We start from the raw sequence: 13,571 nt of genomic DNA, 5'->3' as shown, positions 1-13,571 counted from the left end.
CAGTACCAGTATGCATAAAACTTAAAAAGCATGAAGAAAATAGCCCTTTATTTACTATTATTTCTTATAACAAATACGTTAACAAGCTCTTGCCAGGAGAAAAAGCAAACCGATAAAAAGGTTAATAACTCTGCAATAAAAGCCCCCCTTAGTAATATGGAAACAAATTTTAAATGGCAGGAAGGTTTAAGTTGTCCTTCAGGATACCCAATACAAGTCTATAGAGGCTGGCTTGAAGGTCCGTTAGTATCAAATGGTGTAAACGAAGAGCCCAACAGTACAACCAGTATATACGGTTTTGGTACAACCACAGGTATAGGAGATTGGGGAGAAAATTCCTCAGGGATGAGTCAGGGCGAAAAACCAATTCCGCAAAGACTTAACTGTACGTGGTATTCGTATGTTGAAGATGTGATGTATCATATCGATACAGAATTGGACTATCCTAAAATGGTAAAACTCTTCAACGAAGGTTTTCAGAGCAACGTTCAAAAAAAGGGAAAAGTAATGACAACTTATAAGCACATTACGGTAGGTTTTGCTCCGGGAGGTGTTGTAGTAGTCTGGTTGAAAGGCGGACAGAAAGATGTTGAAATAGGACGTTACCAAGGAAAAAAGGCAGAGATAAGTGCTAAGGAAATTGCTTCTTTAGACAGTCATGAACGCTTGTTGTTTGATCCTGCTGACAGAGAGCGAACTTTAAAAAATCCGAAAATTATAGCGCCTGAGGTTCAGGAAGCAAATAAAAACAAACCCATACCTTACGGACTTTGGGACAGCTACCGCATAAAATACAACTGGCGCCCTACTGCCGTATTCGTGAGGGAAGGAAAGGTACAGGATGAATTGTCATTTGCCTTATTTAATGGAGAACGCGAAACACTATTAGAAAAAGAATTTGCCAAAAATGAGTATCAGGAAAGAGCAATCCCAAGAAGTTTAGGAATTCGCTGGTGGGATAAAAACGGACAGGGTTATAGTGGTTCATTTATTTTCGATGAGAAAGAAATTTTTGATGCCTTCAAAGAGTTGCGTAAAAAGAATCCTGAAGCAAATATTGATTTAGAAGTTAAAATAAATCCGGGGAGTGATTATTTGGGAGCCACCCTAAAAAACGGTACAGCTGTTATACCACTGAAAAAAAGTAAAACAAACGTTTTTGAATCAAGCATAGTGACAAGAGAATACAAATACAATTGGCATCCTGTTTTTACGTTTCCCGAGGGAGAAAAGATGCCGGATAAAATTTATTTTTTGAGTCACACTTTGGGGCAGTCTCTTGCTGAAAAAAAAGAGATGAATCTACCGCTTCAGGAAAATGCGGCACCTTCCAAAATAAGTTTTGATTACAGCAAAGCGGATGGAGAAACCAGTTATTTAGAGTTGATATTTAAAGATGACGAAGTTCGTGAAACGTTTAGAGATATTGAAAAACTAAAGCCCGGAGCACCCATAGAAATGCAGGTAAAAATTGGTAAATCCTATAATTCCTGTACTATTACACTTAAAGGAAACGGAAAAGAATTACCAGTGAAATTCACTACTTATCAAAATTAGTCTTGTACAAAAAACACCAGTTTTCGAATCGTATTTATTAAAAGAATATACAAAAACAGAATCATTGTTATGGGAAAAACATTTGTATACAATACAGGAGCAGCGGCCGATGATATAAAAAAAGAAGACCTACGAGTGACTTTTGGAATTTTTATAGACGGCACACTCAATAATAAGACGAATACCGATATGCGTAACAAGCATAGCCGAGGTAAAGATGCAGAGGGAAATATTGATTATTCAAAAGATAATGCGACGCTGGAAAGTGAAGACGAAAAAAAATATAAAAAAATAAAGAATAAAGGACGGATAGAAGAACTTCTTTCCAAGAAAAATAAAACGCCAGCTGAGGAAGCGGAGTTTAAAGCTATTGATGAAAGAGACAAATATCTCGTTGCCTCCTATAGAGTCCCTTTAAACGAGTTTGGTCTGGATCGTATGGGAACAGACAACAGTTACAGTAACGATTACACCAATGTGGCACGTATGTGGCAATGTTGTGAACAAAAAAAATATGCCATTTATGTACCGGGTATGGGAACAGATCACCTCATGCGCGACAGTACAGACGGTTTTGCCTTTGGTTCAGGACAAACAGGTATACGTGCCAGAGTGCGTAACGCTTGTGAGCAAATTGCAGATAAAGTAGCACTGAAGATGGCAGAGAGTGATGATGCGACAAAACTTGCTCAAATCACACTTGATGTATTTGGATTCAGCCGAGGTGCTGCTACGTCCAGAAATCTGGTCTACGAGGTAAACCATGATAGTGGTTACGCAAATGCAGTGAAAAAACAAATCCCTTGTGGAGTAGAATACATTGAAAGACCCTATTCGGAATCCGGTAGTGTACGCATACAAAAAATGCGAAATGCCTTTGTAGATGTCGATAATTACGAGATAGACAACAGCTATTTAATAAGAGATCAGCTCCCTAAGATGGGGCATTTAGGATACAGTTTGCTAAAAAAAACCAGCCTTGATTTTGATGATTTGAAAAATGTAGAGATTGTTGTCCGGTTTGTGGGGATTTATGATACCGTTTCGTCTTACTTTGAGGAAAATGGTGTTCGGGATCATTATGACGATTATGGAAATGTGAAAGACGAAGGAGGCAAACTCATAAAAGAAGCCTGGTCAACACATTTTAATGATGATATTGCCGAGCTGCATCTGAATAATTTATACTGTCAAAAAGTAGTACACTTTACAGCAAAAGACGAACATCGTCAAAATTTTGCTCTTACCCGAATCAATCAAATTCCCGGCAGATACATCGAAAAAAATTTTCCGGGAGTACATTGTGATATAGGCGGAGCTTACATGACCGAGAAAGAAGTTGTCGATGAAATCGGAACTCAGATGAAAGACAGACATTATGTTTCTGTTTTTCCAAATGGTTTTTTTGATGATAAAATAGGGTTAGAAGCGCTGAGAAGAGATCTGATCAGACAGTATTGGTATAAAGAAGATCAAATTGAAACGAAAATTCAATGGAGTTTTCCGCCTTATAGTAAACTTACAGGCACCCGTGGAAAAAAAATAGAAGGCACCGAAGATCAGTATGAAGGAGTCAAAAAAGAGTACAGTTATATTCCGCTGCACTTTATGGAAACGTATGCCAGAAGTACTGAAATGAAGGAGTATTTTGTAGAAGAAACAGCTGTGAAATTTCCATTAGATGATTTTCTAACAGATGTAGAAAGCTATTTAACACCTTATGCACTTGATGAAACCAACGAGGTGAAAGAATGGGATTTCATCAGTGACGAAGTAATCGAACAAAAAAGACTGGAAAGGATAGAAAAGGAGAGACGAGATGCTGAAATGTTGGATATAGAGCAAAAACTCAAAACTCATAATTATGAATTCGAAGAGCTCAAGATAGCAGTCGACAATTTACGGGTAGAGCAATATAAACCTAAATTAGACTTTGAGAAGCTTAAAATGCCGCAAAAAGAACCTGAAATGAAAACATATACTATAGAGGGAGTTACTGTTGTGGGTTACAGTGGACAAACCATGCTGAGAAAGTTAAGGAATGAATACCTGCATTGGTCTTCAACGAGAGATTGGTTCGGGATGCAGCCCAATGAAGGCAGAAAAAGAAAAATACATTAAAGTATGACCTATTTAGATTACGATGTTGTATTCCCTGAGCTTGATAAAATAAATGAGTTTGCATTTGAAACGGTAACAACAGATTTCTCGAATCCAAAAAAGATAAAAAAAATAAATTACACCCGAAAGATTGCTATCACGAGATACAAAGACAACGGAAATGATAAGTTGTTTCAGTTATTTCTTTCCGAGATCGAAATCACAAGTAATTTATCTACAGAGAATATTATTTTTCTCAAAAGAATAGGAGCTGCTTTTGACGAAGTTGAAGTAGAAGTAAATAACTATGGCAAAATAATCAAAATAGTAAACTTTGAGGAACTGGGAAAGCGATGGGAAATTGTTCGTGCCAAATTGGCCATAGATAATGTTGGTTTTGTTGTAGAATCATACCTGCAGGATATTAGCAGTTCGGTAGAAGACGAACAAAAAATGATAACCTTCTTCTCCGATTATAAAATGTTTGGTTTGTATTTTTTTAGTTTATATCGAAACCCGTCCCCTGTTGAACGGCAAAAAAAAATAATGGATTGTGGGAGCGCTGTAATGTTGGAACACGTTCGTCCAAAAGATGAAAAATTGGATACCTACTTTGTATCAGGAAAACCTTTTGAAGAGGGTACAGAGACAGATAGCATAAAATATGATGGTACTGTAGAGTACAGAGAACATCAGATAGAATTGGCAACATTAGAAATAGAAAAAGAAGGATTGAGCATTTTGTATAACATTAATAAAACATCACTCTAATGGCAAAACCAGATAATACTCAAAAACGAAAAGAACGCGAGGAAAAAGAGGAAGCCGAGGATGGCTTAAAATTTGTTATCGACGGAGCCAAACTAAAATGTGACTTATGTACCGTTCCGGAGGGCGACTTAAAAGTAAATTTTGATACTCCTACCATACAAGACAAAAAAGTAGCAACGATTGTCGAGAAAGACAAAAAGAGTGTAATCTTTAAAGGCAACTGCAAAAAAAGCCCGCAGAGTTCAAGTCCCTGCGCTTCAGTAATGCAGCTTGCCGACTGGAAAGATGTGGGTACGGTGTATTTTCAGGAAAAATTTCCATTACTTCTTAAAAGTACAATTAAATGCAATTATGGAGGAGTAGATATTAAAATCACAGACTCTGCGCAACGCAATGCACCGGAAAAAATTGATACCACAGCAGCGCCTGTGCCGCCAGCAGAAATTATATATGTAAATGGACATTTCTACAATACAAATGGCGCTTATGAAGGAAAAGTAAATGAAGCTGAAAATTCTGGAGATATTGGAGATGTATACACTTGCACGGGGAAAAGTACCCAGAAGGATAAGAATGGAAAAGAGGTTACGACTTATAATGATATAAAATTATTGAAAGAGAATGATGAAAATATAAGTCATTCAAATTTTTGTTATATAGCTTATGTGGTAAAAATGGAAGCGGGAGAGAACGATTTAAAAGAGTTAAAATGTATTGCATATACTAGTTTTAACAGATCTAAGAAGTTAAAAATAAAATGGAAACAATTATTAGCAACTGCTTATTCGTCTGTTGGAGATAAAAAAGAATTAAAAGAAACAAAGAATGATGAAAAATCTAAATTAACAAGACAAGCGCTTTTTTATGTGTTAAATTCAGAAGACGATTTAACTAATGGAGCAGAATTTTGGGATGGCACAGATTTTCTTGCTTGGGGTAATTCAGAGACAAATCCATACAATAAACTCGGGCAGAATAAATTTGATGAGTATAAGTTTATTGAAATTCCAAAAGATGTCTACGACGCTTTTGTGGCTTCTAATGGTACGTCTACGAAATATGGAGACAAAGGAAATCATAATAAGAAGAATGATGAGGGGACACATGAACATATTACTAAAAAGGAGAAGAGAAAAGTACTAGACAAAGATAAAAAACCGGTACTAGGAAAAGATGGTAAACCAACTTTTGAAGAAGTGGATGTTCCTTCAAAAATTAAGTACGAAATACCCGCAAGTGACTTTAAGGATAAAGAATATTGGAAATCGGGTAGTTTTTATTACGAAACGGGAGTAAATGAAACATACGGAATTTCGGGAACTATAAGTGCAGGAAAAAGTATTTTTTGGAAAAAAACGAAAACAAGATTAACAAGTGAAACTGCTTCAAAAAAATGATTATGAAAAGAATGTTTGTTTTAATAATTGCAAGTAGTCTGTTTTTATCTTTTTGTATTTCAAAGCCAGAAAAAGATAATTCTGATTATACATTAGCCTTCGCAAAAGAGATCTACGTTGAAAAAGGAATTGATAATGATGAGAAAGATGTTAGAAATTTTATAGGTGTTTTTCCTAAGAGCAATGATACTATAACTGTTTATCAGTTAAATTCAGATTTAACAGAAACGCCTCAAGTGTTTTCCTATTGGATTTCAAACAGGAGCAATAGTTCAATTGTTATTAAGTGTTCTGAATCCGGACAGAATATAAAAGTTGGTTTCAATAAGAATAATGTAGTTACAGTTGATAATGATATCTATGTCATAAATAACGAATATTATACGTTTTTGAAGCAAAAAATATTAATTGAAAATTCAGTTTTGGATTTGGTTTTCTTTTTAAAGGATGGCTATGGTGATTATTCCCAGGTACTTGATCCATTGAATAAAAATTGGAGAAATCAAAAAGAAAACCGCTCTCATAAGATTATTTCTGTAAAAGTTAAAAATAGAAATTATCAGACAGATAATGATTTTTTCCAGTATAAAATAGATTATGCGTATAGAGGAAACGGTCAATTGAAAAGTATTTCGGGCGCTAATAGATATCATAAAACATTTGTAGAAGAAAATGATACTTATAGTAAATATTCCATTGAAGATGAAAAGAATGAACGAAGCAGTTCTAACGAAGAGCTTTATAAAAATAAAAAAACTTTGTTTGATTCGCTATCGGGCAGTTGGACTCAAAACTCAACGGCAAAAACATTTAAGTTCTTAAAGTATCAGTCTAAACTGAAAGTTATCGATGTAACCCAGAAGCCTAAAAATCTTGAAGAAGTTATCAAATTATTAAAAGTCGAAAAAATGATTTCTAGTAAAGATTGAGTTGAAATTGAACAAGAACAAGCAAAAATTCCAATGGAACTAAAATGAAATTATCGTTATTAGTTATATGCTAATGCATAAAATTTAGTATTCTCAGTCAAAAGAAGAAGTAAAATCTAAATAGAAATGGGAAACAAATTTATAACAGTAGTACTTATTTTTTTTTCAATTTCACTACATAGTCAGAACCTTAAAATTTTAAAAGATTCTGTATATGTAGATTCTGGCTTTTTGATAATTGAAGAGTTAAAAATCAATTCGAGTAATGAAAAAGTAAATCATAAAGTTTATGCAATTACTCAGAATACTTATGAAGTATTTGACAAATCTTTTGTTGGTAAACCTGAGGATAGAATCAGAATGAAAAAAGATACGCTCTCTAAACGTATTTTGAACAATACTTTACGAGAGTCAAATTCGGGATTTGAACATTATGAAATTTACTATGATAAAAATAAGATCGTTAGTTTTTCGATCGGAATTCAATCTTATGGATCACCGTGGGAAGCAATTCAGTATTATTGTTTTGATCTGAATAATGGTAAACGAGTTGGAGTAGATTTATTTGTAGATAAACCCGGACTGTTAAAAAAAATTAGAAAAAAATTAAAAGACCAGGACATTAATTTACCATTAAAACCAAGTGATTTATTAAATTTTAGAATAATCATAGATAAAAGTAAAAGCGTTCCGGACTTTTATTTTTCAATTTTTGATACTAAAAATTATAGGAATAGTGGATATGAAGAGTTTAGTGTTCATTTCCAATGGAGAGAAATTGAAAGCTATATCGTGCCGGTATTCAAAAAGAGATTATTGACTAAATAAAAAAAATAAAAGAAGGAATAGTTTTTAATAGTTGTATTGTTTTTTGTAACTGTTTTGATTTTTATGAATCCAAAGAATAGGATAAATTCATAAAAAAAGTACTGAAAAAATAAGAAAGAGTCCGGTAAGATTTTTTTTATACGACTATTTTGGACGTAGAAGAAAAAGATGAATTTTCTGTCAGCCCCCGTAAATACTGGATTCTTACATTTTTGATTGGCTTAAAGCAATATTTTTTCTTTATTTCTATGAAAAAGATTACGAATTAACTTGTTTTTCAAAATTGTATTTGTATATTCGTACAAATATTGATTGCGAATCACCCTCATCTTCCTACAAGAAGCAATTATAAAAAGTACGTTAGTACAAAAAGAGGTATTCTAAAATCATGTAGAATACCTCTTTTTTTTGTTCATACTAGTCATACAAAAGGAAAGAGGATTCTAAAAAAAAAACATTTTTTAACAACTTAAATTTTTTATTATGGCATTTAAAGCAGTTTTAGAATTCGAAGGAAACGAGTACCAAGTATTATTTTCAAAAGTTGATATGTTAAGACATACTGACGGTAAAGGAGCTGTTTCTTCTGAAATTAAAGGAGGAAGATTAAACTTAAGAGTTAAATCTACAGACAACACTACAGTTATCGAACAAGCGGTAAACAGTCAACACAAACCAGTAAGCGGAAAAGTAAAATTTTTCAAAGCTGACTCTGAGCAAGTAATGAAAGAACTTTCTTTTGAAAATGCTTTTATTGTATTCTTTAGCGAGCAGTTAGACGCTTTGGCTGAAACCCCAATGACTACTGAGATTACATTCTCTGCAGAGAAAATTACATTAGGTAATGCTACATTAGATAACAACTGGGCTAAAATCTAATTTTTGCTAGTTGTGAAAACAAGAAGCGATATGGTATCGCTTCTTGTTTCCTTAAAAATAAAAAGATACTGATTTTTAACTCTTAAATTTAGCGGTTCAGCTGAAGGAAAATCTTAGTAAAAGATTTTCGTTCGTACTGTTTTTAGTTCCATTATCTGAAAGTTGAAATATTTTTTTCTTTTTATGCAGTAGATAAGTGTATTTCTAAAATATACTTTTCTAAGGGATTTTATATTAAAGCAATTTTAATAGGGAAGCCTTCTTAATAAAATAACCCCCAAACCCCAATGATACCACAAAAAATAACCTACAAAATAAATCCCCAAAAGAGATATTGTTTTATGACTATTGAGGTGTCTCAATCTAATCAGCAATCTCATGGCTAAAACTTCATCTTCAGGAAAACATAAGAACGCCAGTTCATTAGGTGTCAAAGGACCTCAGTATAATAGACAAACAGGTCAGTGGGAAAATACGGATAAAGTGGGCGCAATGATGCAAAGAAGAAGCCCGCAAGGGAATCGTGTAGCCGAAGATGTTAAAGCTAAAGCTATAAGTGCACCACCTAAAAAAGAAAAACCGGTTCACCATCAGTTTTTAACCACAATTGCAGTCGAAATATATGATTTTGCAAAAGCAAAAGGTGCATCCTCCCAAGGTGCATTATTGGTATTGGCACAGGCAAGTTTAGAAAGTGGATATGGAGCATCCGCAATAAAACATGGGGACTATAACTTATTTGGAGTTATGGGAAAACCCTTCAAAAGAAGTACCAGTCACGGTACTGTTAAAGATTATTCCAATTTGGGTGGTTATCAGGCCGCTTTGACGGATTATTTTAACAAAATTGACAAAAACTGGAGCCATTTTTCCAGTATAATAAAAAATGACACCATAACCGCGGATGACATTGACAAGGCTTTTAATACAGGAACATATTATCCTACAGCCAAAGAAAGACATGGAGGAAAGTACGCCTATAATGCTGATATGGACAGCAGTGGTGCCAATCATTATGGAGAGCATCTGCTCAAACAAATCGGCGGAGTAAAGAAGCGTTTCAAAAATAGTTTAGACTTTCAGATAGAGGCTAATAAAGAAAGGTTAAAGGAAATAAATACAATCCTGACAGGCAATTCACTTTTGTTTACTGATCCCGTAAAAAGTACACTGGAAGAAGAAAAAAGACAGTTGGTGATTCAGAACGAAAAATTTAACACCGTTTCAAATGAAATTAACTAGCGAACTTAAATTACTTATAATCTTAACTTTTTTTGTTTTTCTTGGATGTAATTCGAAGAATAAAGAAAATGTTATTTCGATAAATGAAATTAAGAAGGAACAGGTAAAATTTGAAATTGACAGTTTAGAAGTTAAAGATCGAAAGGGACTTTTATATACCATTAAATATTATAAAGATAGTATTTATGTGAATCAGGGCAGACATAACATTATTAGAATCGCATATCCAAATCGATTCGATAATGTATTTCCCATAAATGGTCTCATTGCCAATGATAAATCGACAAACGTTTATATCACAAACAATCATATTCTTTTATTGCCCCTGAGTGAGGTAAATAATAGAATAAATCTGATTGCAATTGATTTAGTTAATAAAAAAGAAATTAATTATCAGTTCAAACAAAGATCTGATATCATTACTACCGGGATTAATTCTTTTTATTTTAATGAAAAAAGCAACATAATTATAAGCGCGAACAGCTTAAATTATGAAGGAAAAACAACCGTTCATTATTACAAAATTGGTAAAAATTTAATTAAGCATCAAGGCACTAAAGAGTTGAATTTAACCCCCGAAATGTTAGAGAACAATGAGACATTGTTGAAGTTTTTAAATACAGATAATAATAACATTCCTTAAAAATATAATAATCGATACAAGATTTATAAAAATTAAATAACACCACACTGATCCGATAGACATAAATAGTTAGTACTAACTAAAAAGATTAAAATAATGATACCACAAACCATAATTTTTGGAATAGATTCCAAGAGAATAAGCCATTTTACCAGTATAGAATTGGTACAAGTGATAAACGATCATCATCGATTTGAAATTCGTGTTCCTCATGCTGTTGTCGAAAGTCCTTTGGCCTATACGCTTGAAAATGCTCAGGCCTGGCTGGGTAAAGTGGTACACATCATTCTTGAAGACAAAAACAACTTTTTAGGAGTAGTGACCAATATCGATTTTGATCAGGAAATGGGACATTCGGGTAACCATATTGTCGTATCGGGTTATTCAAAGACCATCTTGCTGGAGTCCGGTGAAAAGCTGCATTCCTGGGAAGAAATGAATTTAAAAGATATCGTTAAAGAAGCCATAAAAAATGGAGCAGGAGAGCAGTTGCAAAACGAGGTAAACCCTGAATATTCCAGCAAAATGGACTACCAGAATCAATACCTTGAAACCGATTTTCAGTTCATTCAGCGATTGGCAAAACAATACAATGAATGGTTGTATTATGATGGAGAGAAGTTAATCTTCGGTAAACCTAAAAGTTTCGACAAGCCGATCTCTCTGACCTACAATAGTGATATCTCAAAACTAAAAATATCCGTACAGGCGGTACCAAATAAATTTAGTGCTTTTACTTATAACGAAAGCGCTGACAAACGCTATACCGCAAAATCGAAAGACACGGTAGGCGGTTTGCCAAAATTAGGCAATGAAGCTTTTGCTACTTCAAAAGAGGTATTTGCAACACCGGCATTTACACACGGGATAGTGAGTACAGGCGACGATTTGGTTTTAGAATCTTTCTTAAGAAAGAAACAGGAAAGCGCTGCTGCCGATACCAATTACGTTTCGGCAACTACTAAAAATACCAAATTAAAAATAGGAAGCATAGTCAACATAAAATCTAGTGTTTTAGAAAACGAAAGTATGATAACACAAGAAGTAGGCTCCTATATTATTACCGAAATTAGCCACTATGCGACCCATTTAGGAGAATACGAAAATAACTTCAGAGCGATACCTTCAAAAGTATTGAGTCTTCCGGAACCTGATGTAGCTTATCCAATAGCACAGACACAGCAAGCTTTGGTAGAAAGCAATACAGATCCTAAAAACAAAGGAAGAATTAGAGTGCAAATGCTTTGGCAGCAAGGTACTTCTATGAAAACAGCCTGGCTTCGTGTTCTAACTCCTGATGCGGGAAGCAGCGGAAAAGTAGCAAGTAACAGAGGAATGGTATTTATTCCGGATGTAGGGGATCATGTTATGGTTCATTTCCGTTATGGAGATCCAAACAGACCTTTCATTTTGGGAAGTGTATTTCATGGAAAAAGTGGCGGAGGCGGTGGCCAGGATAACAACAAAAGGAGCTTTGCGACCAGAGGTGGTACTTCTTTAGTTTTAGATGAAGGAGATAATAGTTTTACCGCAACAGACCCAAGCGGTAATATGGTAAAACTTAACGGTGACGGGACCATGACCATTTATGCTCCAAACAAAATAGACGTTTTGTCTAAAGAGATTAACATTCTTGCTGATGAAAAGGTAAATATAAATGGTATAAATGAGGTCAATGTCGACAGTAAAAAAATAGTTGCTGTTGGTACGGATGAGGTGAGTGTGAAAAGTGACACTCAAATCGGTAATGAAGCGCCAAGTATCAATATAAAAGGTAAAAATACCATTTTGGCAGAAGGAAAGGTTGTTGACATAGACGGTAAAACAATGACCAATGTTAAAGGTGGAGTGGTGAACTTAAATTAGAATTTAAAAATGCATAATACGCACAATCCTATCGCTGTAAGAGTCGAGAACATTCAGAAAATCTGGAACAAAACCCGAAAAGAAAAGCCAAAAGCTAAAGTATTCAGTATGGTTTGTTTTAAGGATGATTTTCCTTTATTGGATGCTTTCATTCACTTAGAATCTTCCGCTTATGGTAAATCCGAAGATTCGTTTGTTGCTTTTGTTGTTGATTTTGATGATAAAAAAGATTTTTTCAGCACGATCATAGAGCAATGGATTGTAACTTTTGAAGAAGATCTGAAAAAAAATCCCAATTGGAATTGGAAAGATTTTGCCACTTTTAAAGAAGTACTTCCGGAAATTAATCAGCTTAGTATTGAAAGTCTAAAGGAATTCTACATCAAAATGCTCATTAGTTTTAAAGAATTTGAAGCAAAAACAGGAAATCTTTTGATCGTAAGTTTATTAATCAAAAAAGTTAGCAATGCCGATTTGTTGACCGAAAGTCTCAATGAACTGGCCGTTTTATTGCCGGAAAATATAGGTTTTCTGTTTTTGGATTATCAGGAAAGACAGCAGTATCGCGATGTAGTTTTTGCAGCAAAGGAAAACGGAACCATCATAGAAATTCCAAATCAGGAAATAAACAAAGCTTACAAAGAAATAGCTACACAAGGAAATCCAAATGATCCACAGGTACGTTACCGAAAATGTTTGTTTGAAATTGGTGAGGCAGCAAAAAATAAAAAACAGGAGAAAGTAAAAAAACTGGGTAATGAGCTTATCGACATTAGTAAGAGTACCGGAGAAACCAGTTTTTGGGCTTCGTCTTATTTAATTTATGCCAGCTTTTTATTCCAATTTAAAGACGAGAAGGAACTTATTCATCAACTACTGGATAAGGGAATTAAAATAACGACTCCATTTTATAAAGAGAAGGATGATGTCGCGGGAATTTTAATGCAATTATTAGTTTATAAAGGCTCTCATCACAGCATTATTGGAAATACAGATACTGCGATTGATTATTTTTTAAAACAAGTAGCAATTGCTAAGGAAATAAATCAGGAAATGCAGGTGATCAACGGGTACAATTATGCATTACTGCTGGCTGCCAAGAAAAGAGGCAGTCGATATACCGAAATTTTAAATGATGCTTTTGAGTATGGATACGCACTAACCGACGAAATCCTTAAAATTGTCAACTTTACTTTTATTGCTGACAGTTATTTAGAGAGTGATCCTAAAATTGGGTATTCAGAAAAAGAAGCTGTTTTTAAACGAATGGTACTCATTTTTGGAGAAAACTGGAACGACAATCCAAAGCAAATAGCCAAACAGATACAAGAGGAATATCAATTAAGCAACACCTATTAA

Annotated in this window: 11 protein-coding genes; all 11 read left to right on the top strand. The window is 34.1% G+C overall.

Going from position 1 to position 13,571, the window contains the following annotated elements; genetic code table 11:
• The first annotated feature begins 30 nt into the window (after positions 1 to 30).
• The 11 genes from BHE19_RS00800 to BHE19_RS00750 all read left to right on the top strand — a co-directional run bounded on the left by BHE19_RS00800 (position 31) and on the right by BHE19_RS00750 (position 13,571).
• Positions 31 to 1,557 (top strand): DUF2931 family protein, encoded by a 1,527-nt coding sequence (locus BHE19_RS00800; RefSeq protein ID WP_083342431.1) that lies wholly within the window; start codon positions 31 to 33, stop codon positions 1,555 to 1,557.
• Between the two features lie 69 nt (positions 1,558 to 1,626).
• Positions 1,627 to 3,678, top strand: a complete 2,052-nt coding sequence (locus BHE19_RS00795) for a phospholipase effector Tle1 domain-containing protein (RefSeq protein WP_070905585.1) — start codon at positions 1,627 to 1,629, stop codon at positions 3,676 to 3,678.
• 3 nt (positions 3,679 to 3,681) lie between these two features.
• On the top strand, positions 3,682 to 4,428 hold the full coding sequence (locus tag BHE19_RS00790) for a hypothetical protein (protein ID WP_070905584.1): 747 nt from the start codon (positions 3,682 to 3,684) through the stop codon (positions 4,426 to 4,428).
• On the top strand, positions 4,428 to 5,825 hold the full coding sequence (locus BHE19_RS00785) for a DUF4280 domain-containing protein (RefSeq protein WP_070905583.1): 1,398 nt from the start codon (positions 4,428 to 4,430) through the stop codon (positions 5,823 to 5,825). The genes BHE19_RS00790 and BHE19_RS00785 overlap by 1 nt, the downstream gene beginning before the upstream one ends.
• Before the next feature lie 2 nt (positions 5,826 to 5,827).
• The gene (locus tag BHE19_RS00780) at positions 5,828 to 6,754 is read left to right on the top strand and encodes a hypothetical protein (RefSeq protein ID WP_123923564.1); all 927 of its coding nucleotides are present in this window, start codon (positions 5,828 to 5,830) and stop codon (positions 6,752 to 6,754) included.
• 126 nt (positions 6,755 to 6,880) lie between these two features.
• Positions 6,881 to 7,582, top strand: a complete 702-nt coding sequence (locus BHE19_RS00775; RefSeq protein WP_070905581.1) for a hypothetical protein — start codon at positions 6,881 to 6,883, stop codon at positions 7,580 to 7,582.
• 483 nt (positions 7,583 to 8,065) lie between these two features.
• The gene (gene tssD, locus BHE19_RS00770) at positions 8,066 to 8,461 is read left to right on the top strand and encodes a type VI secretion system tube protein TssD (protein ID WP_017496350.1); all 396 of its coding nucleotides are present in this window, start codon (positions 8,066 to 8,068) and stop codon (positions 8,459 to 8,461) included.
• A 378-nt stretch (positions 8,462 to 8,839) separates the two neighbouring features.
• Positions 8,840 to 9,703: a glucosaminidase domain-containing protein gene (locus BHE19_RS00765; RefSeq protein WP_070905580.1), complete on the top strand. Its 864-nt coding sequence runs from the start codon at positions 8,840 to 8,842 to the stop codon at positions 9,701 to 9,703.
• On the top strand, positions 9,690 to 10,346 hold the full coding sequence (locus tag BHE19_RS00760) for a hypothetical protein (protein WP_070905579.1): 657 nt from the start codon (positions 9,690 to 9,692) through the stop codon (positions 10,344 to 10,346). Before BHE19_RS00765 ends, BHE19_RS00760 begins: the two co-directional genes overlap by 14 nt.
• A gap of 96 nt (positions 10,347 to 10,442) precedes the next feature.
• Complete coding sequence (locus tag BHE19_RS00755) at positions 10,443 to 12,212, top strand: type VI secretion system Vgr family protein (protein ID WP_070905578.1); 1,770 nt, start codon at positions 10,443 to 10,445, stop codon at positions 12,210 to 12,212.
• Positions 12,213 to 12,221: 9 nt separating this feature from the next.
• Positions 12,222 to 13,571: a hypothetical protein gene (locus tag BHE19_RS00750; RefSeq protein WP_070905577.1), complete on the top strand. Its 1,350-nt coding sequence runs from the start codon at positions 12,222 to 12,224 to the stop codon at positions 13,569 to 13,571.

Origin of the sequence: Flavobacterium tructae (genome assembly GCF_001853485.1) — a bacterium.
Lineage (GTDB): Bacteria > Bacteroidota > Bacteroidia > Flavobacteriales > Flavobacteriaceae > Flavobacterium > Flavobacterium tructae.
Note: the sequence above shows the minus strand (reverse complement) of the source record. Positions and strands in the feature narration are given on the sequence as shown.